The following is a 20,349-nucleotide window of genomic DNA, read 5'->3' on the forward strand; positions in this document are numbered from 1 at the left end:
GCAGCCCTGGCACGCGTTAGCGGGGACAAGGCGCAAGATCCCGGCGCCCGTTCCCCGCCTGTCTATGACTACGCCGATGGCCGGATGTTCTGGTTGTGACGGAACAGGTTGCGTGGATCGTAGCGGTTTTTTACACCGACGAGGCGTTCGTAATTCGGCCCGTACGCATCGGCGACGCGTCCACCTTCCTCCTCCGTCATGAAGTTGACGTAGACGCTGCCGAGCGCGAACGGCGCCGCTGCATCGAAAAATGCGCGGGCCCAGCCGACGCAGCGCTCGTCGTCGCTCGCATCGTCCCAACGGCCGTGCACGTTCATCGCGTACAGCGTGTCGCGGCTCGAATAGGCGGTGGCTTCGACTGGGACGCGCTGGGTCTGCTCGCCGATCTGTCCGAAGAAAATCTCGCATTGCGGCGACGGCAGGTTGTCGATCGCGTTGAGCAGCGCGTCGATGAGGCCGTCCGGAATCTCGTCGAGATTATGCGATTTCCAGTAGTTGCGCGCACCCGGCGTGAGCAGCGGGTCGAACGCCTGTTGCCACATGACAAACGGCATTGGGCCGAGATGTTCGCCGAGCGGCGTTCCAAAGGCGCGCACGAATTCCACCGCGGCCGGACCGCTTTCGACGTCGCCGGTATAGCACATCGCGAAGACGATCACCGGCTTGCCGTGTACTTCGGGTGGCAGAAACGGCAGCGGCGGCGCGAGTCGCAGCACGGCCCACACGCTCAGTTCCTGCGGCATGCCGGCGTTAGCGGCGCGGTACTTGAGCAGGGCGTCCCTCGCCTGGTCGATCGGCAGGACCACGAGGCCGCCGTACACCAGTGGTCCGACTGGATGCAGGGCGAACTCGAATCGCGTGACGACGCCGAAATTGCCGCCGCCGCCGCGAATGGCCCAGAACAGATCTTCGTGCGAGTCGGCGCTCGCGTGGACCAGTTCGCCCTCGGCGGTGACGACGTCGGCCGACACCAGATTGTCCACGGTCATGCCGTATCTGCGGCTCAGCCAGCCGAAGCCGCCGCCGAGCGTCAGGCCCGCGACGCCGGTGGTGGAGTTGATGCCGAGCGGCGTGGCGAGTCCGAAGGCCTGCGCTTCATGATCGAAATCGCGCAGCGTCGCGCCCGGTTCGACATACGCGCGACGGGCCGCGGGATCGATGCGCACCGATTTCATCTGCGACAGGTCGAGCACGACGCCGTCGTTGCACAATGCGCTGCCGCCGATGTTGTGGCCGCCGCCGCGAATTGCGAGCGGCAGGCCGTTGTCGCGCGCGAACGCCACGCCGCGGCGCACGTCGGCTACGCCTGCGCAACGCAGGATGATCGCCGGACGCCGGTCGATCATCGCGTTCCAGATGCTGCGGGCTTCATCGAAGCTCGCGTCGCCGGGCAGCAGAACCTGGCCCCGCATGGCGGTTTTCAATTCGTCGACGGCGCTGCTGGACACATTAACCATGGCTCAAACTCCTGAGATAGTGGTGGAGATTTGCAGAACACTATTCAGCTGACCAAAGCAAATCGGAAGTGTTCTGAAAGCTTGTTTTGCGTCCAGTAAACGAGTCTGCCTCCTGAAGTCAAACAAAGGTAAACCCGCGTTCTTTACCGATTGTGCGCAGGAGCTCGCGCGGCAAGCGTCCGCGGGCCTTGGCGGTGGCGCTAGCCCATCCCGGCGCCGCGGATGGTGGAAATGCTTCGGAAAAAGATGCTGACAGGAAGTGTTGGTTGTGCCGCGGCGTGGTGGGTGCGCAGCGACACTTCCTGGTTTGGCTCGCGCGAATGGGAGGCGCACGAATGGTGAGCGAACCGCTCAGCCCTTCACGAGGCCGCCGTCGACGATCAGGTTCTGGCCGGTCACCGCGCGTGACCACGGCGACAGGAAGAACAGAACGGCATCCGCGAACTCTTCCGGTGTCGTGACGCGGCGCACCGGCGTGGAGCTCGCGATCAGGTCGAAGACGAATTCCGGCGTGGCCGCGCTTGCGTCGGTGGTGCGCAGCAGTCCGCCCGACACCATGTTCACCGTGATGCCGTCCGGACCGAGATCGTGGGCGGCGGTACGCGTAAGCGACAACAGCGCCGCTTTGGCCGCGGTGTAGTCGTGATAGGGAACCACGGGGTTCTGAAACAGATTGGTGCCCACGTTGACGATGCGGCCGAACCCTCGCGAACGCATGCCGGCGACCGCCGCCTGAATCGTATTGAGCGCGCCTTTAAGCGAGCCGTCGAGTTGCTGCTGGAAACGCGCCCAGTCGATGGAGTCGATTTTCGGGCGAGCGTCGCCGTCGAACTGGAAGTCGGCCAGCGCGTTGTTCACTACCGACACGATGGGTTGCCCGGTTTGCACCTGTGCTTTTTCAAACAGGCGCGTGACGGCGGCCGCGTCGGTGACGTCCGCCCGAAGCGGCAGCACACGATCGCCCAATTCCTCTTTCAGCGCGAGAGCCGCTGTTTCGCTGTTACGGTAGTTCACGACCACGCTCGCGCCTTCGCGCACCAGCGCGCGCGTGATCGCCGCACCGAGTCCGCGAGCGCCGCCCGTGACCAGCACCCATTGTTCGGATAGAAGCATCGGTTCTCCTGTTGTCGATGAAATTGCGATGCTCGTATTGTCGCCCGATTCAGGATTCGCGCTCGCTCCGTGCGATGGCGCATACATCGCGAACGAATTCAAAAAGGAATTGGTGGTGGATTCGCGCGGCAATTGGAATGCGGTGCGTGCCACAAGTTTTATATGGCGAGGAAGGGTAGTCGATCCGATGATGAAATGCTTTTGTTCGCTCGACGTCTTTGCGCCTTGCCGAAGTACGGAGGTGATTATGGCGCAGGGTAAATAGTCCGAGTTGTGCCGTCTGTGTGATTGCCCTCACTCGCGCATGGGCAGTTTCCTTTTTGTGTTCGCATGCACCCGTATATGAAGCATTCGAACGTATCCGCTTGATTCATCTGATCAAGCGGATTAAGGAAAACGTAAAAAAATAATAGTTTGGACTGCGTATCTAAAGGCTCGAATCTTCGACTCTTTATAAGGCCGGTAACTGACGATCTTTAACAGTTCCGCTGCGCAATTAATCGTAAAAAACGCGGCGATATCGCATTGCGTGGGGTAGCGCACGGTCACTGGATGGCACTCCGCATAACTTCAACGTCCATCAGGCCCAGCTGTGCGGTTTTAAAAAACAGGCTCGCGCACAGCCAGTTGTCTTCTCTCGAATCACGTTGAATCGGACCGGGGTTTTCCGCGCGAGAGAGGCCGAGCGTCATGTGGTTTTAGCGTAACGCGAGGCAAAGACGACTGGGCGTTGAGGTTTCATCTTTGACAGTGAACAGAGATTCACCTGTTACCAGGGCCGGTCACTCAAAGCATATAGTTAGGAGAATGAAATGAAAAAGCAAAACGGGGACGCGCTGGCGCTGGGGACGCGCCGGGCGGTATTCGCAGTTGCTGTGAGTCTGTATGCGGCGATGGCGGGTGCGCAAACGAATCCGGCTGCGTCGGCCGCGCCGTCGGTCAGCTCGAACAAGATGATGCTGGCGCAAGCCTTGCCGGCCGATTGTCTGGACTCGCTTGGGTGCAAGCGGGAAATCGGTAGCCTCGTGATGCCTGGTGGAAGTGGAATCGCCGCGGCTGCGGGTGGGTCGGTATCGGCTACGGGCAGCGGCGGCAACGGGCCTTCGTCGGTGGGGGCGACGGGCGCGGGCAATAGCGGCGCGAATGGTGGGGCTAACTCCGGCTCGTCGGGGTTGGGCTCCGGCAGTACGGGTAGTGGCGGCGGCGGAACCGGCACAGGGGGTGATGGCGGTGATGGCGGTGGCACCGGCGGCGATGGAGGTGACGGTGGCGACGGCGGCGATGGCGGCGGTCATGGTCATGGCCATGGTGGCCATCATGGTCACGGCGGTCATCACGGTCATGGCGATGGTGATGGTGATGGTGGTCATCATGGCGATGGTGGCCATCATGGTGACGGCGGTCATGGCGATGGTGGCCATCATGGTGACGGCGGTCATGGCGATGGTGGCCATGGTGATGGTGGTCATGGCGATGGTGGTCATGGTGATGGCGGTCATGGTGGTAGCGGTCATGGTGACGGCGGTCATGGCGATGGCGGCCATGGCGACGGCGGCCACGGCGATGGCGGTCATGGCGATGGTGGCCATGGTGATGGCGGTCATGGCGATGGTGGCCATGGTGATGGCGGTCATGGTGGTAGCGGTCATGGCGACGGCGGTCATGGTGACGGTGGACATGGCGATGGTGGTCATGGTGGTAGCGGTCATGGTGACGGCGGTCATGGCGATGGCGGCCATGGTGACGGTGGTCATGGCGACGGCGGCCACGGCGACGGTGGTCACGGTGACGGTGGTCATGGCGATGGTAGCCATGGTGACGGTGGTCACGGCGACGGCGCTCACGGCGATGGTGGCCATGGCGATGGTGGTCACGGCGACGGCGGTCATGGCGCTAGCGGTCACGGCGACAGTGGTCATGGTGACGGCGGCAAGGGCGACGGCGGCAAGGGCGGAAATGGTCCCGGCACAGGCGGCTCGGGCAATGGTGGCCATGGAGAAGGCGGCCACGGCGACGGCGGCAATGGCGGAAACGGTCCTGGCGCGGGCGGTCCCGGCAGTGGTGGTCACGGAGACGGTGGTCACGGAGACGGCGGCAAAGGCGGAAGCGGTCCTGGCGCAGGTGGCTCGGGCAATGGCGGTCCTGGCGCAGGCGGCCCGGGCAATGGCGGCTCCGGCAATGGCGGTCCTGGCGCGGGCGGCTCGGGCAACGGCGGTCCTGGCGCAGGCGGCCCGGGTAACGGCGGTGCTGGCGCGGGCGGCCCGGGTAACGGCGGTTCCGGCAACGGCGGCAAAGGCGGAAGCGGTCCTGGCGGAGGCGGCGCTGGCAATGGTGGCCCGGGCGCAGGTGGTTCGGGCAACGGCGGTGCTGGCGCAGGCGGCCCGGGTAACGGCGGTTCCGGCAACGGCGGCAAGGGCGGAGGCGGTCCTGGCGGAGGCGGCGCTGGCAATGGTGGTCCGGGCGCAGGTGGTTCGGGCAATGGCGGTCCTGGCGCGGGCGGCCCGGGTAACGGCGGTTCCGGCAACGGCGGCAAGGGCGGAGGCGGTCCTGGCGGAGGCGGCGCTGGCAATGGCGGTCCTGGCGCAGGTGGCCCGGGCAATGGTGGTCCTGGCGCAGGCGGGCCGGGCAACGGCGGCAAGGGCGGAGGCGGTCCTGGCGCAGGTGGCCCGGGCAATGGCGGTCCTGGTGCAGGCGGCCCGGGTAATGGTGGCTCCGGCAACGGCGGCAAGGGCGGAAGCGGTCCTGGCGCAGGTGGCCCCGGCAATGGCGGTCCTGGTGCAGGCGGCCCGGGTAACGGCGGTCCCGGCAACGGCGGCAAGGGCGGAAGCGGTCCTGGTGCAGGTGGCCCCGGCAACGGCGGTCCTGGCGCAGGCGGCCCCGGCAACGGCGGTCCCGGCGCAGGCGGCCCCGGCAACGGCGGTCCTGGCGCAGGCGGCCCCGGCAATGGCGGTCCCGGCGCAGGTGGCCCGGGCAATGGCGGTCCCGGCGCAGGCGGCCCCGGCAACGGCGGCCACGGCCGCGGCGGTAACGGCCCAGGCTCCGGCAACGGAGGCCAAGGCCACGGCGGCGGCTTCGGCGGCGGCTTCGGCTCAGGCCGCGGCGGCTTCGGTGGCGGCTTTGGCGGCCACGGTGGCGGCTACGGCGGAGGCGGCGGAGGAGGAGGCCACGGCGGCGGCAACCACTAACGGAGCGACGCTCCTTCATCGCACGGAGGCCGGGAGACCGGCCTCCCTACCGATGCCAAACGGAGCGAGCGAACGACCCCCGTCCGCTCGCTCCCACCCTCAACCTCCACGAATCAGTTGCTCAAGAGATCAGAACGAAGTCCCGCATCACACCACTTCAATCACCCTCTCCTGCACCACCAGGAAAACCTTCTCCCCGGCCACGCGACCATCCTCACGCGCGCCTCCAGTAAAACTCCCGAACGCAGGCAATACCCCACACGCCGTCCCAAACCGGAAACACGGAACCCGTACCGAATCGTTGCGCGTCGCAATCCGATACACCGGGTGCATATGCCCCGCGAGCGCATACGCACCTTCCACCCGGTGCGGGTGATGACACAACGCCCACGGCCCCACACGCCAAGGCTCCTGCACATACTCGACGTCGAGCGTCGCCGGCAGCGCGCCCGCATGCCGGTCGTGATTGCCCTCGACCAACACAACCCGCAGCCCCGCATGCCGCGCGCGCCAGACATGCAATGCGTCGAGCGTCTCGCTGGCATGCGCCTCGCGCGCATGCAGCAGGTCGCCGAGAAACACCAGCATGGCCGGTTCGAATTCGGCGATCAGAATATCCAGGCGCATCAGGTTGTCGGCGGTCGAGCCGATCGGCACCGGAATGCCGCGTGCGCGAAACACCGCGTCCTTGCCGAAATGCGCATCGGCGACGAACAGACAGCGCAGCGCCGGATCGAACATCGCGCGCAAGCTCGACAGCACAAGAGCATGCCCGCCGATCTCCACCGGCAACGATGCCGGCTTCATATGCGGGCCGCCTTCTCGAGTTCGGCGAGCATCCGCTCGACGCGATCCGCGAGTTTCTCCGTGCTGACCTTTTCCCGCAGGCGTCCGACGATCAGCGGAAACGCAAACGGCGTCGGCTTTTTCGGTCGCGTGACGACCACACGGCTCGCGTTCATGCGTTCGAGCGCAATGCGAATGCGGCGGGCGTCGAGTTCCTGCAGCAGCACTTCGTCGTCGGCCTGGTTGAGCAGCAGGTTGCCGCGATCGTGATTGCGAAAGATTTCGTAGAAGAGGCCACTCGACGCCTGCAATTGCCGCGCGCTTTTCTGCTGCCCTGGATGCCCCTGGAACACCAGCCCCGACACGCGCGCAATCTCGCGAAAGCGCCGCATCGAGAGTTCCGAAGAATTGAGACTGGCGAGAATGTCGTGATCCAGTTCTTTGGGCGAGAGCAAACCGCTTTCGAGTTGCGCAGCCCAATCGAATGGTTGCGCGGACAGCAATTCAAAGCCGTAGTCGTTCATCGAAATAGAAAACGTGCCGGGCTTTTCGCGTGCGACGCGCCATGCGAGCAATGCGCCCAAACCGATATGCGCCGTGCGCCCGGCAAACGGATAGCAAAAGAAATGGTGTCCCTCGCGCGATTTCACTAACTCCACCACCAGCACGCCCGGCTCGGGCAAGGCCGACCACTTCTGCTGCAATTCGAGCAGCGGCCGCACGGCACGCATTTCGGGTTCGTCGTAGATGCCGCCGGCCGCGCGTGCGAGCATCGTCAGCGTGGCGTCGGCGAGTTCGGAGGACAGCGGCATGCGGCTGCCCGCCCATTGCGGCATGGCTCCACGCGATGATGTCGCGCGCCGAACCCACGCGGTCATATCCTGCACGCGGATCAATTCGAGTGCACGGCCGCCGAAGGTAAAAATATCGCCCGGTTTCAGCCGCGAAATAAACGATTCCTCGATCGCGCCGAGCCGTCCGCCCGAGAGATAAGCGACGTTCAAAGTGCCGTTCGCGACGATCGTGCCGATGTTGTTGCGATGCCTTCGCACCAGATCCTCTCGCGGCACGCGGTACAGGCCGTCGCTTTCGCGTACCACGCGATGGTAGTCAGGATAGGCGCGCAATGCCGTTCCTCCGCCTTCGACGAAGCCGAGCGCCCAGTCGAACTCCGCCTGCGTCAGCTGCCGGTAGGCGTAGGTGCTGCGAATCTCGCCGTACAGTTCGCGCGCGTCGAAACCGCCGCCGATCGCCACGGTGACGAGATGCTGCACCAGCACGTCGAACGGTTTCTCGGGCGTCTCGCGTCCTTCTATCTGACGCTTCTCGACAGCCTCGCGCGCGGCGGCGGCCTCGACCAGTTCGAGCGCATGCGTCGGCACGATCGTGACACGCGACGGCCGCCCCGGCGCGTGACCCGAACGCCCCGCGCGCTGCATCAAACGCGCGACGCCTTTGGGCGAGCCGATCTGGAACACGCGCTCCACCGGCAGAAAATCGACACCCAGATCGAGGCTCGATGTGCACACAACCACTTTCAACAAGCCACTCTTGAGGCCACGCTCGACCCATTCGCGCACTTCCTGATCGAGCGAGCCGTGATGCAGCGCGATCAGGCCGGCCCATTCGGGCCGCGCTTCGAGCAGCGCCTGATACCAGACCTCGCATTGCGAGCGTGTATTGGTAAACACGAGCGACGTTTGAGCCTCGCCGATCGCTTCGGCCACTGCGCCGACCTGGCGCATGCCCACATGGCCGCCCCACGGAAACCGCTCGATGGTCTCGGGAATCACCGTATCGACGATCAGTGCTTTCGGCAGCGCGCCATGCACGCTCACGCGTGGCGTCTTCACGGGCGCGAGCAAGACATCGGCGGCGAAGGACAGATTGCCGAGCGTCGCCGACAAGCCCCATACCTGCAATTCAGGCCGCCAATGCGCGAGACGCGCGAGCGCGAGTTGCGTCTGCGTGCCACGCTTATTGCCGAGCAACTCGTGCCATTCGTCGACGATCACCAATCGCACGTGCGCGAGCACGTCGCGTGCATCCGGGCGAGTGAGGATGAGCGAGAGACTTTCAGGCGTCGTGACCAGCGCCGACGGCATGCGCCGGTTCTGCCGCGCGCGCTCGGCCGACGACGTATCGCCTGTGCGTAACCCGACGCTCCACGGCACGGCGAGTTCCGCGGCCGAACTTTGCAACGCGCGCGCGGTGTCCGCAGCGAGCGCGCGCATCGGTGTGATCCACAGCACGGTGAGCGGCTCCGGCTGTGTGCGGGGCGTGCGTTTGCGCGTGGTTGGCAGGGCGGCAAAAGCGGCCAGTGCGCCGAACCATACCGCCCATGTTTTACCTGCGCCGGTCGTGGCGTGCAGCAAACCGCTCGCGCCACGGCCGATTTCCTGCCAGACCTCGCGTTGAAACTCGAATGGCTGCCAACGGCGCGCGTCGAACCACTCGGCGAGTTTTACGGCAAAGGGGCGTTGTGCAGCGGTTTCGTCGATGGAAAAAGGCAGCGGCTCGAACGCCGGCTCACGCGCGTCGAGCCGCGCCTGTTGCTCGCGGCTGCGCGGAATCCGGCGCGGCCGGGGCGCGCGGCGCCGCTCCGGAAGAGCAGACGGCGCCGGGGCCGTGGTCTCGTCGGAATCAGCCGGCTCGGTCATCGAAAAGCGCTCTTTAGCATCGGATTCGCGTGTCGGCGAACAACTCGAAGGAGGGGGTCTTCTATGTCGACCGCCAAACCGCACAGGTGGTTCACCACGCATCTTCGCACTTACACGCGGCGTGCTGCTCGTGTTTAAATGCCGAGGCGTTGCCCGCCTATATCCGGGGTTGAACGTAGGCGGGCGCATCGCAACGGTTCATTCATCACGGAGTGCGCGTTGAATCACACACAGGCATTGCTGCCGCAAACTTCATTGCGAATCGCGGCTGCGCAAGCTCAACCGGTCTCCGGTGACGTCACGGCCAACATCGCCAGAACGGTCGAATTGACCGCTCTGGCCGCAAACGCCGGTGCAAAACTGGTGGTTTTTCCCGAGAAATTCCTGAGCGGCTACGAACCCGGCCTGATCGCCGGCGACCCCGCGAAATACGCGTTCGACGCAAACGACGCACGCCTCGAACCGATTCGGAACATTTGCCGGCAGCGCGAGATTGCCGTGATCGTCGGCGCGGCGACGCGCGGCGAGGGCGGCTTGCATATTTCTTCGCTGGTGTTCAGCCGTTCCGGCGAGCGACTCGATCCGTATCACAAGCAATACCTGTACAGCAGCGAAGCAAAGATCTATCGGCCGGGCACGCAAGGCCGCATGCTTGAAATCGACGGATGGCGTCTCGCGCTCGGCGTGTGCTACGACTCCGCCTTTCCGGAGCACGCGCGTCTTGCGGCGGTCAACGGCGCGCACGCGTATCTGGTGAGCGCGCTCTTCAGCGTGAAGACCGGCTACCACCAGTCGCGCATCTGGTTTCCCGCGCGGGCATTCGACAACACCGTGTACGCGTTGTTGTCGAATCACATCGGCACGACCGGCGGTTGGGCCACGTGCGGTGCGAGCGCAATCTGGAGCCCGTCTGGCGACGTGGTGGCGGAAGCGAGCCGCGAGCGCGAACAAGTGATTACCGCACTACTCGATCCGGCCGTGCTGGCCGATGTCCGCGAACGCGAGACGGTGCTCGCGGACTTCAACGCGCGCGGCGAGGCGACGACGGGAGCCTACGCGGTACAAAGTCTGGACTGACTAAAAACGCTCGCCGTAAGTCAATTCGAAGCAACAGGCTGCACCACGCTCAAAGTGTTGCGCTGCGACGCGGGCGTCGCTCGGAACAGTGCGATCATGCCCGCGCTCAGTAACGTGAAACGGGCCGCCTCGCTTATGAACGGGCCGTAATAGCCGGCGTCCGCAGTACAGCTTCGTCCATGCAAGCCAGCAGTGCTGGTGCGTCACATGCGATCCGTTACAATGACGCGCACTACCCATCTGGAGACTCGCTTTGAAATCTATCGTTGCATTGGTCGCAGCAGCTCTTCTGTCTTCGACGGCAATGGCCGCCGCGCCCACCACCGAAAAACTGCCTTCCGGCGTCGTGGTTGAACACCTGACGCAAGGCACTGGCGCCCAACCGGCCGCAGAAGATGTCGTGAAGGTCAACTACCGCGGCACGCTCGCCAACGGTACCGAGTTCGATAGCTCGGCGAAACACGGCGGCCCGGCCACGTTCCCGTTGAATCGCGTGATTCCGTGCTGGACGCAAGGCGTGCAGAAGATGAAGGTGGGCGGCAAGGCCAAACTGACCTGCCCGGCAGCGACCGCTTACGGCGATCGCGGCGTCGGCGTGATTCCGCCGAACAGCGACTTGACCTTCGAAGTCGAACTGGTCGGTATCGTCAAGTAAACCAGCGCGACGTGAACTGAAACTGAGCCCCGCTCCGGATATCGCAGCGGGGCTTTTCTTTTTCCGGGCACTGCGTCTGCCCGCTGCCAGGTACTCCCGAGATGAAACGTGAAACCAATGCCGTGCAGGTGGCCACCATCGGATTTACCGGCAAGACGGCTCAGGAATTTTTCGATTTGCTGAAAAACGCACAGGTGCGGACGGTACTCGACATCCGCCTGAGCAATACGTCGCAACTTGCCGGCTTCGCGAAAAAACAGGATCTGCCTTTCTTTCTCGACAAGTTGTGCGGCGCTGCTTACGAGGGGATGCCCGACCTGGCTCCGGAGCCCGATTTGTTCAAGCGCTACAAGGCCAAAGAACTGACGTGGGACGATTTCTCGGCGGCTTACGTCGAGTTGATCGCAAAGCGCCGGGTGGAAAGCAATCTGGACGTCGATCTATTCCGCTCGGCCTGCCTGCTTTGCAGTGAACATTTACCACACCACTGCCACCGGCGGCTCGCACTCGAATACCTGAACTCGCGTTGGAATAGCCGCCTGAAAATTACCCACCTGTCGTAACCGCCGACTCGATGGCGGCGCCTTTGCGCAACGGGAGAAGGCCGGATTCACTCGGATGGCGCGAACAGCATCGAGATATAAATGATGGTGGAGACGACAGTAATGCCGACTCCGATGAAAACTTTGGTGCGATTGAATTCCAGTCCGCCGTTAATGGCCACGCAGATCCCGACCACGGACGCCAGCGTGCCGATCGTGGCCAGCAGGACGTGAAGCTTGCTGCGTAGCAGCTTGCGCCGTTCCGGACTTGCGCCTTCTTTCCAATTGTCGAGTTTCACAGGATTTATCCTTTGAGTTAGCGTGTACTGCCCGAAGGTTTGGACTGGAGAGTGGTGCGGCCCGGCTATGCCCTTTCGCATTACGAATAGTTTCCAATGGCACAGCATAGCTGAGCCGCCGGACAGTGCAAATAACAAAAACGGGTAAATGCAGCGCCCGATTGTCACAAGTCTATTTAGTGGAGCGGCGTGTATGGGCCGGACTCCGCATGAAGCAGGGCGGCGAGCGGTTTTTTAAAGTCCCGGCGCGTTCGGTCGTCTACTATCTACTCACGCGCCGACGCGGCATCCACCTCGCCGCGCAGTCCAGAATCCCCCGTCGTCATTCGTCGCGCGTCAGGAGCGCCTGCCATGAATATCGACTTTCATTATGGTGTCGTCTATATTGCCGCCCGCGTGGCCGGCATGCCGGCCGGCGACGCGATCACCGTGGCGCATGCCTGCCAATACGTGGACGATGCGACGACCGCGGGCATCTTGCGCTTCAAGGGCGGCGAGACGTTCGAACGCTTTGCCACCGCGCACAAGTTATTCGACTACGCCACCACGGAGGACGACAAAAACCGGCTGGTGTGGACGCCCTTTCATTTTCTGCCGGCCGCCGTTGGTTCGACGTTGCACGAAAAGGCCGTGTGCCGCCCGGATAGCGCGGTCGCGCGCGAGGTGGTGCGGCGCGCCATCCTGCGCCGGGACACCGAGACAGGATTGCATCGGCTGGGCGTGACGCTTCACACCTATGTGGATACATGGGCGCATCAGGGCTTCGCCGGAATCGAAAGTCCGTGGAATCGGGTTCATCTGCTGGAGGCTCAGGACTGTACGCGCAAAGGCTGGTTCGCCAAACTAAGGCTCGCCAGCGAGCACCTGATCGAGCACATCGAAGAGGATGTGTTGACCGTTGCGCTGCCCGTCGGTCATGGCGCTGCCTTGCACTATCCTGACCAGCCGTGGGCAAAATGGCATTACATCGACGGTAGAAACGAGTTCGTCCAACGACACAATCTGCCGGAATTCGTGCGAGCGGCCGAGATGGCATGCCGCGCGGTGCGCGCCTATCTGGCGGGGCGGCAAGATTTCGAGAACCTGCCCGGCATGCCGGACGATGTGAGAGACGTGCTCACGAACCTGCTCAATACGAACCGGCTCGAGGACGACAACGATCGCTTGCGGCACATTTGCCGCCTCGTGAAGGCCGGCGGTATTCCGGGTTTGAAAGAGTCGATTCCGGAATACGTGCCTAAAGGTCCCGGCTCCTGGAAGTTCCTGGCCACCGGTTTGAAGTTCGACGACGACACCGGAGACAAGCCGGTATGGACGGACGCCTTTGAGAAAAGCGATTACCGGCTATTTCACGACGCGGTCAAGCAGCACCGCTTCGTGACCACGCAGGAGATTCTGCCGACGCACGGATTGCGAATCGCCTGAACGGGGCGCCGGCGCCCCGAACCCCGGTTATTCCACTCTGGCTTGCTGACGTTGCGCGGCCTGTTCTTCCGCATGTTTTTTGGCCATATGCCGCCCCACCAGACAGCCGCCGACCGCGCCGACCACCGCGTGGTGTCCGGCATAGTGACCCGCCACTCCGCCTACGACCGCTCCCTTCATGCAGCCGGCCGCGTTTGCCGTGCCGACCGCTGCCGAAGTGAGTGCGACCGCCGCGAGGGCCGTTTTGATGTAACCCGCTTTCATCTGAAAAGTACCCGTTCAATTGAGGTGTTCTAACGTGGCGCTATTCGGCGTCATTTCAATAGCCGCCCCAATGCCGTTCACGCCATTCGTGTTCGCGCCAATGCTCACGGCGCCATTCGCGTTCCCGCCATTCACGGCGCTCGCGCCACTCGCGTGCGCGCCAGTCGCCGTCACCGCCATAGGCAACCGGGACCACCGCCGGACCGCGCGCGACATAAACAGGCGGCGGCGCTGCAACCACGCCGACTGGAATGCCGACTCCGACGGCCACATCCACGTGCGCCGAGGCCGCCGACGATGCCGCCAGTACTGCCAGACCCAATACCGCGCCGATGATCTTCTTGTTCATTTGCCTTCTCCTTGCATATCGAAGTGCGATGCTTCCGATTGCCTCAGGTTCGCCCTTGCGAGCTTTCCAGAGCTTTGCGTCGAGTTACGGTTCGGAGTGTAGGAGGGTGGTCCGGACACAGGTGAAACAGCGCTGCGAGATTGGTAACGCGGGGTTACGGAGGTTCGGGCTAGCGCATTGCATCGCGGGAAACCTGGATTTCCTGGCAGGCAAAAAGTGTTTTTATAAAAAATGACCGGCGCAAACGTACGAAGCAATAAAAAATGTACTGCCGTCCTTTGAATCTTCGAATGCTTGCCTATAGTAGAAGCGACTAATGCCGCGATGCACAGCGGCTGCCTTTCTTGATGCGTGTGACGGGGAAACCAAAATGACACCATCGAATGCTGCGATCTATCAGTCCCGGGCGTCGACGCCGGAGTCCTTACGAGCGCTTGCCGGCTATCTCGAACTGGCGCTCGACGAAGGCGAAAGCGTGGTCCTGATGCGAGTCGGCACGCATGTGCGCAGTGTTTATGTCGGCGACCCGTCCGGCGCATTGGAGGAATTGACCGAGCATGGTGTGGTGGCCGCCTGTCAGGCTGACGAGATGCTGTCGTTGACCCGGATGGGCCTCAACCGCATTACCGCGGATGACCAGCAGTACCGGTTCATGCGCAGTGTGCGGTATATCGCCGACCGTCAGGCCGTCGTGTTTACGCCGATGTGATCGCCGGCCCAACAATTGGAAAGACAATAGAAGAGAAGGGGGAGTGGCAAAGGAAAAGACAGAAAAAGTGCGGCAACGGAGTAAAGAACCCAAAAAGTTCGTACTCCACCGGATGCATGATCGACTCCGACTCGTGTTTTTATAGCCACGCCGATCTGCCTTTCTCGCGTCATTCGTGGCATAGTTCGATCGATTACCACATAAGGAGCAATCAAATGCCCACGTTAGAGCAAATCCAAGCAAAGCTTAAAAAGCTTCAGGCGCAAGCTGACGTCCTTATTGCCAGGAAAGCGCAAGTCGCGGTCGACCAGATTCGTGACCTGATGCTCAAACATGGCCTGACTACCGCGGATATCGAAGCCCAGGCAAAAGCCCGGCGCGCCGCGAGAGGCCTGAATGGCAATGGCAAGGTGAAAGCCGGCAGCTCCGGTAAGGCAATAGCAAAGTACCGCGACCATAAAACCGGTGCGACCTGGACGGGTCATGGCCGCGCGCCGGGTTGGATTGCCGGCGTGAAAGACCGCACACAGTTCCTGGTCGAAGGCGCGAGCGAACTGAAGTCGGCGGCCAAGGCGGCTGTCACCCATGCGAAAGGCAGCAAAGGTCAGCCGAAAGGCGCGCAACCGCCCAAGTACATCAATCCGAAAACCGGCGCGACCTGGAGCGGCCGCGGCCCGGCGCCGGCATGGCTCGCCACGGTCAAGGACCGCACCAGATTCCTGATCGATAGCGCTTCGGCAAGCGTGGCGGATGCTGGTCACAAAGCCGCAAAGAAGGCCGGCAAAGTGAAGTCGGCGGCAACTAGCGGCGTAGTGAGCAAGAAAGCCGCAGCCCGAAAAGTCGTGGCAAAGAAAGCAGGCGAGGCCAAAAAGACGGTTGCAAAGAAAGCCACGGCGGCGACCAGGAAAGTAGCGGCAAAGAAAGGCGCCGCAAAGCCGGCCGCGAAGAAGAGCGCCGCGACTAAAGCAGCCAGGAAAGCACCTGTGCGCAAGACCGCAGCCAAAAAAGCCGTCGCGGCGACTGTCGCGGCCACGCCGCAAGCCGCGCCGGCGTCAGCCAGTGCATGAGCGCAACCGAGCCGTGAAGTAGATGACCAGTACGCTTGAAACACCCCAGCAGGAAGACCAGGTCGTCCTGCTGGACTCCGTTCCTCATCCGGCAGAAGATGCCGGCGAACCCTTCATCGTCGCGAGTGACCGCCGGGTCATTCTCTCTTATCCGATTGCGGAGTCCGACTTTGAACGGTTCGGACCATTCGATCCCGACGACGATCCATTTTGCGCGGTGCTGTTTCCGGACACTGTATTTCATCGCCTGGGTCCGCCCGGCGACGGCGATCTCGAGATCCATCCACTCGCCTCGCAGGGTCTCACTAGCTACTCGGTTCATGAAGTCATGAATTCGTCGCTTGCCGCCGAGCTTGCGGCGGTCGCATCGACGGGACCCGCGCTGCGCCATTTTGTCATCACGTTTCAGCAGTCCACCTTCGAATGCGTAGCGTCGGACTATACGGTAGTCGGTGTCTATGGCGCGGGTGAAATAGCCATCCGGGAAGCGTTCTCGCTGGTCAGGTAATGAGGTTGAGTAGCAAGGTGCGGGCCTGCAACGGGCACGCGCAATGCGTCCTGCGTTCGTCGTAACAGCCGGGGCTGAGGCCCGGAGTCTTCGTCAAACCGCAGGACGCGCATCCGACGCGTCCCGCCGATTAGCATCGAGGCCACGCATGCTGACGATTTCCATTACCGCCTTCGTCACGCTCGTCATCATCTTGGTGATTGCCAATTTATCGAGCGGCGAGAAGAAGATCGAACATAAGATCGAACGCCTTTATGCGAGCGACGATCCGCAATTCCTTCGCTCGATGGGTTTGCTGCTCGGGCCGCCGGTCATCTCGGGCAATCGCTTCGAGATGCTGCTGAACGGCGACCACATTTTTCCTTCGATGCTGGAAGGCATCCGTTCCGCACGGCAAACGATCACGTTTGAAACTTTCATCTATTGGTCCGGCGAGATTGGCGAGCAGATTGCGCAGGCACTCGCGGATAAAGCGCGCGAAGGCATCGCGGTGCACGTGCTGCTCGACTGGGTCGGCTCGTCGAAAATGGATAAGCGCTATTTGGATCTGCTTCGCGATGCCGGCGCGGAAGTGATTCAGTATCACAAGCCCCATTGGACCGGCCTTGGCCGCATGAACGATCGCACGCACCGCAAACTGCTGGTGATCGACGGGCATATCGGCTTTACGGGTGGTGTGGGTATTGCGCCGGAGTGGACCGGCCACGCACAGAATGAAAAGCATTGGCGCGATACGCATTTCCGCGTGGCGGGTCCGGTGGTCGGCCATATGCAGGCCGTATTCATGGACAACTGGGTCAAGGCAACCGGCAATGTGCTGCACGGTCCCGGCTATTTTCCCGATGTCGAGTCAATGGGCGACGGCCTCGCGCATATGTTCAGCAGTTCGCCCTCGGGCGGCAGCGACGACATGCAGTTAATGTATCTGATGGCGATCACGGCAGCCACGCACTCCATTCATCTGGCGAGTGCCTATTTCGTTCCCGACAAGCTGACCATCAACGCGATTGTCGAGGCGGCGAAACGCGGCGTGAAAGTGCAGATCATCATGCCCGGCAAACGGATCGACACGCATACCGTGCGCGAAGCGTCGCGCGCGTGCTGGGGCGATCTGCTCAGAGCGGGCGTGGAAATGTACGAGTATCAGCCGACCATGTTTCACTGCAAATTGCTGGTGGTGGACGAATACCTGGTTTCGGTCGGCTCGACCAATTTCGATAATCGTTCGTTCAAGCTCAACGACGAAGCGAATCTGAACATCTACGACCGCGACTTCGCGAAGCAACAAACCGCCGTTTTTGCCGAGGATCTAAAGAAGTCGCAGCAGGTTACGCTCGAAGCATGGATGCACCGGCCCTTTACGGAAAAGCTGATCGAAAAGTTCGTGCCGCTGCTGGATACGCAACTCTGACGGTTCTTTTGATTACCGATCTGCGCCAGAGAGATAGGCTTCGATAGGTGATAGAGAAGAGGGAGTGCCGCTTTCCACTTCCATGGCAGGGAGTGGTGTGCCAAGAAGCGTTTGTGCACGTTGATACGCATGAGCGAATCCGCGCAATTCCTGAGTCACCGGACGATCGTCCAGTCGGCGGCGCAAAAGCGCTTGCTTAATACTGCGGTCGATCAACGCGAGTTGGCTGTCGATATAGTCGAGACACAACTGGCGACAGCGCGCGGAAGTACTGGCCACGGCCAACAGCGCCGGCACGATCGAGATCGTCAGAAAGCCGCCCGGCGGAATACGCGCCAACGCGGCGGGCGAGTCGAACAGATCTTTGCGCAGCGATTCGAATACGGCACGGCCCCACACCTCACGTTCTTTTTCGAGCGCGCGGCGGCGACGCGCCAAAGCGTTCCTCGCATTCGCGTCTTTTATCTCGCCTTCCGCGGTCATTAGTGCGGCGTCCGCGCGTTCACCTTCCTGAATGCAGTCGGCGCCCAGGTACGAGGCGCTCTGATTGCGGCCGGCCAGCACGAGATGTTGCAGCGTATCCGGCACGAGCGGATCGAGCGGCACGACTTCACACGTGACCGGCTTGCCGTTTAGATGGATCGCACAGCGTCCATCATCGGCGAGCGCGGGACAGCGCGCCAGAGAAGGGTAATCGTAGCCCTGCGTCATGATGCTGAAGGTGTCGCCCGCGCGATGGAGCAGCGTGTCCGCGATCGATTCGAAAGCGGCGATATCGGCCTCGTCGAGCAAGGCTTCGTGCCGGCCGACGCGCACCCGCTCACCGATGCGCCTGCGCGGCACGCGGCCGATCGCAAGGCAGCCGATGAACCGGTCGCGATGCCGGAACAGCTCGGGTAACGACATGGCCGGCGGACTATTGCAGCACTTGCCGCACGCCGTGCACGCGAACGAGAAAGCGTTCACCACGGCCGGCGCACCGAGTCCTGATAGCGCGTCAGAATGAAATGCGCGACGTCGTTCGAATGGTAAGCCGCCACCAGTTGCGCAACCCAAGGCCGAGCGCGGTCGGAATCGCGCACCGTCAACACGTTGGCGTAAGGCGAGCGGGCATCTTCGAGACCGAGGCTGTCGCGCGCCGGGTAAAGACCCGCGCGCGCCGCGTCGTCGCTATCGATCACGGCGAAGGCCACGCTGTTCAATGAGTCGAATAGACGTGCGCGCGGCACCTGGCGGATCTGCAGATTCAGCCGGTTGCTCGTGATGTCGGCGAGCGTCGCATGCAAGCCGGCCCTGTCCTTGAACGTCAGCAGCGTGAAGTTCTGCAGCAGGATCAAGGCGCGCGCCGTGCCTTCCCGGTCGTCCGGAATGGCGATCGTCGCGCCGCGTTGCAGTTGGCCGAGGTTCGTCAGTTTGCGCGAGTACAAGGCGATGGGAAACGTCACGGTGGTGGCGACGCTCGCGAGCGCAAAGCCGTGCTGTTTGCGCTGTGCGTCGAAGCGTGGCTCGTCTTCGAAACTCGCCGCGTCGATCTGCTTCGCGGCAAGCGCGGCGTCGATACGCTCGGGCTGATCGAATACGACCACGTCGAGCGTGAGTCCGCGACTGGCGGCGACGCGGCGCACCTCGTTCATGATCTCGGCATGCGCGCCCGCACTCACACCTACCTTGATGACTTGCGACGCGGCAGCTTGCACGTGCTGAACCATCGAAGCGGCGACCAGCAGCACGGCCGTTGCGAATAACCGTGACTTCATGACGCATCCCTCAACACCGTGCGAAAACCGATATGCGACGCCGGCAAATCCGCTTCCTGCTGTTCGCGCGACGCCGCCCGATAGCGCACGCAATAGTCGCGCGAGCATAGGAACGAGCCGCCTTTGATGACCATCGGCGTGTCGTGTTTGCGGCTGAGCGGCGCGACCGCCGCGGTATCGCCATTGGTGTGGGACTGGTGCGGACCGCTATAAGCATCCTTGGTCCATTCCCACGCATTGCCGATCATGTCGTAGAGCTTGAAATCGTTGGCGGCATAGCAGCCGACGGGCGCGAGGCCGACGTGACCGTCCTCATTCGTGTTGAGCACGGGAAACACGCCTTGCCAGTAATTCGCGCTCGGCTTGCCGTGTTCATCGCGCGGAGCGGTATCGAGCTCCGCGCCTTCGCGGCCCGCCTTGCCCGCGTATTCCCACTCGGCTTCGGTGGGCAGATCGCGGCCCAACCAGCGCGCGTAGGCGAGCGCATCGGCTTGCGTGACCATCGTTACCGGTTGGTTCATGCGGCCTTCGAGCGTGCTGCCAGGTCCGGTTGGATGATTCCATGCGGCGCCTTTCACCCACGTCCACCACGCGAGATCGCGTGCATTCATCTCGTCGCGTGTCGGCGTATGAAATACCACTGCGCCGCCTTGGCGCTCCGAATCGCTGACGTAGCCCGTGGCCTTCACGAATGCCGCGAACTGCGCATTCGTCACATCGGTCTGATCGATCCAGAAGCCCGCGACGCGCGTCTTGCCGTCGCCGGCCGGACGCTCGTCTTCGTAACCGAGCTTGCTGCCGAACACGAAATCACCGCCATGCAGGTGCACCATGCCAGCTTTCGGATCGTCGCGCCAGCGCGAAGGCAGGCCGGCGTAACGCTCGCATTGCCGCTCGGAGCCGAGCGCGGCCAACGGACGCGATGCATTGAGTTCGTCGAACGCCCCTTGTTTGCCGCCGCTAAAGACCGCCGAAGCGGCCGTCGCGGCGGTAAATGCAGCGGCGAAGGCGACCGTGGCGATCGCCGCGTAGACGCCGTACAGCGCCGCGTTGCTTTTGAGCTTGAATCTGACGGTCATTGCGTG

At 62.8% G+C, this 20,349-nt stretch carries 19 protein-coding genes; 8 read left to right on the forward strand and 11 right to left on the reverse strand.

What is annotated here, in order from left to right; translation table 11 throughout:
• Positions 1-68 precede the first annotated feature (68 nt).
• The 5 genes from P0D96_RS04915 to P0D96_RS04935 all read right to left on the reverse strand — a co-directional run bounded on the left by P0D96_RS04915 (position 69) and on the right by P0D96_RS04935 (position 9,201).
• Positions 69-1,457 (reverse strand): FAD-binding oxidoreductase, encoded by a 1,389-nt coding sequence (locus tag P0D96_RS04915; protein WP_408312126.1) that lies wholly within the window; start codon positions 1,455-1,457, stop codon positions 69-71.
• 351 nt (positions 1,458-1,808) lie between these two features.
• Positions 1,809-2,570, reverse strand: coding sequence for a 3-oxoacyl-ACP reductase (locus P0D96_RS04920; RefSeq protein ID WP_408312129.1), 762 nt, complete (start codon positions 2,568-2,570; stop codon positions 1,809-1,811).
• 782 nt (positions 2,571-3,352) lie between these two features.
• Positions 3,353-4,654, reverse strand: coding sequence for a hypothetical protein (locus P0D96_RS04925; protein ID WP_408312132.1), 1,302 nt, complete (start codon positions 4,652-4,654; stop codon positions 3,353-3,355).
• Positions 4,655-5,902: 1,248 nt separating this feature from the next.
• Positions 5,903-6,562, reverse strand: a complete 660-nt coding sequence (gene pdeM, locus P0D96_RS04930) for a ligase-associated DNA damage response endonuclease PdeM (protein WP_408312135.1) — start codon at positions 6,560-6,562, stop codon at positions 5,903-5,905.
• Positions 6,559-9,201, reverse strand: a complete 2,643-nt coding sequence (locus P0D96_RS04935; protein WP_408312138.1) for a ligase-associated DNA damage response DEXH box helicase — start codon at positions 9,199-9,201, stop codon at positions 6,559-6,561. The genes pdeM and P0D96_RS04935 overlap by 4 nt, the downstream gene beginning before the upstream one ends.
• 219 nt (positions 9,202-9,420) lie before the next feature.
• Between P0D96_RS04935 and P0D96_RS04940 the strand changes: the two genes are divergently transcribed.
• From P0D96_RS04940 to P0D96_RS04950, 3 genes are all read left to right on the forward strand, one after another.
• Positions 9,421-10,278 carry a carbon-nitrogen hydrolase family protein gene (locus P0D96_RS04940; protein ID WP_408281031.1) on the forward strand — a complete coding sequence of 286 codons (858 nt, stop codon included), beginning with the start codon at positions 9,421-9,423 and terminating at the stop codon, positions 10,276-10,278.
• Between the two features lie 253 nt (positions 10,279-10,531).
• The gene (locus P0D96_RS04945; RefSeq protein WP_041759096.1) at positions 10,532-10,933 is read left to right on the forward strand and encodes an FKBP-type peptidyl-prolyl cis-trans isomerase; all 402 of its coding nucleotides are present in this window, start codon (positions 10,532-10,534) and stop codon (positions 10,931-10,933) included.
• A 101-nt stretch (positions 10,934-11,034) separates the two neighbouring features.
• Entirely contained in the window at positions 11,035-11,496 is a 462-nt protein-coding gene (locus P0D96_RS04950) for a DUF488 domain-containing protein (protein WP_408312141.1), read from the forward strand.
• A gap of 47 nt (positions 11,497-11,543) precedes the next feature.
• Here the strand turns inward: P0D96_RS04950 and P0D96_RS04955 are convergent, their stop codons facing one another.
• The gene (locus P0D96_RS04955) at positions 11,544-11,774 is read right to left on the reverse strand and encodes a DUF2964 family protein (protein ID WP_132377815.1); all 231 of its coding nucleotides are present in this window, start codon (positions 11,772-11,774) and stop codon (positions 11,544-11,546) included.
• Between the two features lie 351 nt (positions 11,775-12,125).
• Between P0D96_RS04955 and P0D96_RS04960 the strand changes: the two genes are divergently transcribed.
• On the forward strand, positions 12,126-13,199 hold the full coding sequence (locus P0D96_RS04960; RefSeq protein ID WP_408312144.1) for a DUF6765 family protein: 1,074 nt from the start codon (positions 12,126-12,128) through the stop codon (positions 13,197-13,199).
• A 27-nt stretch (positions 13,200-13,226) separates the two neighbouring features.
• On the opposite strand, the gene P0D96_RS04965 is transcribed toward P0D96_RS04960, so the two are convergent.
• Together P0D96_RS04965 and P0D96_RS04970 are read right to left on the reverse strand one after the other, a co-directional pair.
• Positions 13,227-13,463: a hypothetical protein gene (locus P0D96_RS04965; protein WP_132377811.1), complete on the reverse strand. Its 237-nt coding sequence runs from the start codon at positions 13,461-13,463 to the stop codon at positions 13,227-13,229.
• 55 nt (positions 13,464-13,518) lie between these two features.
• Positions 13,519-13,812 (reverse strand): hypothetical protein, encoded by a 294-nt coding sequence (locus tag P0D96_RS04970; RefSeq protein ID WP_408312147.1) that lies wholly within the window; start codon positions 13,810-13,812, stop codon positions 13,519-13,521.
• Positions 13,813-14,182: 370 nt separating this feature from the next.
• Here P0D96_RS04970 and P0D96_RS04975 point away from each other — a divergent pair, with 370 nt between their 5' ends.
• The 4 genes from P0D96_RS04975 to cls all read left to right on the forward strand — a co-directional run bounded on the left by P0D96_RS04975 (position 14,183) and on the right by cls (position 17,507).
• Entirely contained in the window at positions 14,183-14,521 is a 339-nt protein-coding gene (locus P0D96_RS04975; RefSeq protein ID WP_132377807.1) for a hypothetical protein, read from the forward strand.
• Between the two features lie 215 nt (positions 14,522-14,736).
• Complete coding sequence (locus P0D96_RS04980; protein ID WP_408175369.1) at positions 14,737-15,588, forward strand: H-NS family nucleoid-associated regulatory protein; 852 nt, start codon at positions 14,737-14,739, stop codon at positions 15,586-15,588.
• Positions 15,589-15,610: 22 nt separating this feature from the next.
• A complete protein-coding gene (locus P0D96_RS04985) occupies positions 15,611-16,096 on the forward strand; it encodes a hypothetical protein (protein WP_408175013.1) in 486 nt (161 codons plus the stop codon).
• Between the two features lie 148 nt (positions 16,097-16,244).
• Entirely contained in the window at positions 16,245-17,507 is a 1,263-nt protein-coding gene (cls, locus tag P0D96_RS04990) for a cardiolipin synthase (RefSeq protein WP_132377803.1), read from the forward strand.
• A gap of 12 nt (positions 17,508-17,519) precedes the next feature.
• Here cls and P0D96_RS04995 read toward each other — a convergent pair whose 3' ends face one another.
• From P0D96_RS04995 to P0D96_RS05005, 3 genes are read right to left on the reverse strand one after another with little or no spacing between them, the layout of a single operon-like run.
• Positions 17,520-18,476: a hypothetical protein gene (locus P0D96_RS04995; RefSeq protein ID WP_408312150.1), complete on the reverse strand. Its 957-nt coding sequence runs from the start codon at positions 18,474-18,476 to the stop codon at positions 17,520-17,522.
• Complete coding sequence (locus P0D96_RS05000; protein ID WP_408312153.1) at positions 18,470-19,264, reverse strand: MetQ/NlpA family lipoprotein; 795 nt, start codon at positions 19,262-19,264, stop codon at positions 18,470-18,472. The genes P0D96_RS04995 and P0D96_RS05000 overlap by 7 nt, the downstream gene beginning before the upstream one ends.
• Positions 19,261-20,343, reverse strand: coding sequence for a formylglycine-generating enzyme family protein (locus tag P0D96_RS05005; protein WP_408175009.1), 1,083 nt, complete (start codon positions 20,341-20,343; stop codon positions 19,261-19,263). The genes P0D96_RS05000 and P0D96_RS05005 overlap by 4 nt, the downstream gene beginning before the upstream one ends.
• Positions 20,344-20,349: the final 6 nt, after the last annotated feature.

Source organism: Paraburkholderia sp. RL17-347-BIC-D, from assembly GCF_046027915.1.
In the GTDB taxonomy this organism is placed as follows: Bacteria; Pseudomonadota; Gammaproteobacteria; order Burkholderiales; family Burkholderiaceae; genus Paraburkholderia.

What these genes read in the sequence shown, in the direction of transcription:
- P0D96_RS04980 (WP_408175369.1), top strand. Translation starts at nt 14,737, where the DNA reads ATGCCCACGTTAGAGCAAATCCAAGCAAAGCTTAAAAAGCTTCAGGCG.
- P0D96_RS04950 (WP_408312141.1), top strand. Translation starts at nt 11,035, where the DNA reads ATGAAACGTGAAACCAATGCCGTGCAGGTGGCCACCATCGGATTTACC.
- cls (WP_132377803.1), top strand. Translation starts at nt 16,245, where the DNA reads ATGCTGACGATTTCCATTACCGCCTTCGTCACGCTCGTCATCATCTTG.
- P0D96_RS04915 (WP_408312126.1), bottom strand. Translation starts at nt 1,457, where the DNA reads ATGGTTAATGTGTCCAGCAGCGCCGTCGACGAATTGAAAACCGCCATG.
- P0D96_RS04975 (WP_132377807.1), top strand. Translation starts at nt 14,183, where the DNA reads ATGACACCATCGAATGCTGCGATCTATCAGTCCCGGGCGTCGACGCCG.
- P0D96_RS04960 (WP_408312144.1), top strand. Translation starts at nt 12,126, where the DNA reads ATGAATATCGACTTTCATTATGGTGTCGTCTATATTGCCGCCCGCGTG.
- pdeM (WP_408312135.1), bottom strand. Translation starts at nt 6,562, where the DNA reads ATGAAGCCGGCATCGTTGCCGGTGGAGATCGGCGGGCATGCTCTTGTG.
- P0D96_RS04920 (WP_408312129.1), bottom strand. Translation starts at nt 2,570, where the DNA reads ATGCTTCTATCCGAACAATGGGTGCTGGTCACGGGCGGCGCTCGCGGA.
- P0D96_RS05000 (WP_408312153.1), bottom strand. Translation starts at nt 19,264, where the DNA reads ATGAAGTCACGGTTATTCGCAACGGCCGTGCTGCTGGTCGCCGCTTCG.
- P0D96_RS05005 (WP_408175009.1), bottom strand. Translation starts at nt 20,343, where the DNA reads ATGACCGTCAGATTCAAGCTCAAAAGCAACGCGGCGCTGTACGGCGTC.
- P0D96_RS04935 (WP_408312138.1), bottom strand. Translation starts at nt 9,201, where the DNA reads ATGACCGAGCCGGCTGATTCCGACGAGACCACGGCCCCGGCGCCGTCT.
- P0D96_RS04970 (WP_408312147.1), bottom strand. Translation starts at nt 13,812, where the DNA reads ATGAACAAGAAGATCATCGGCGCGGTATTGGGTCTGGCAGTACTGGCG.
- P0D96_RS04985 (WP_408175013.1), top strand. Translation starts at nt 15,611, where the DNA reads ATGACCAGTACGCTTGAAACACCCCAGCAGGAAGACCAGGTCGTCCTG.
- P0D96_RS04965 (WP_132377811.1), bottom strand. Translation starts at nt 13,463, where the DNA reads ATGAAAGCGGGTTACATCAAAACGGCCCTCGCGGCGGTCGCACTCACT.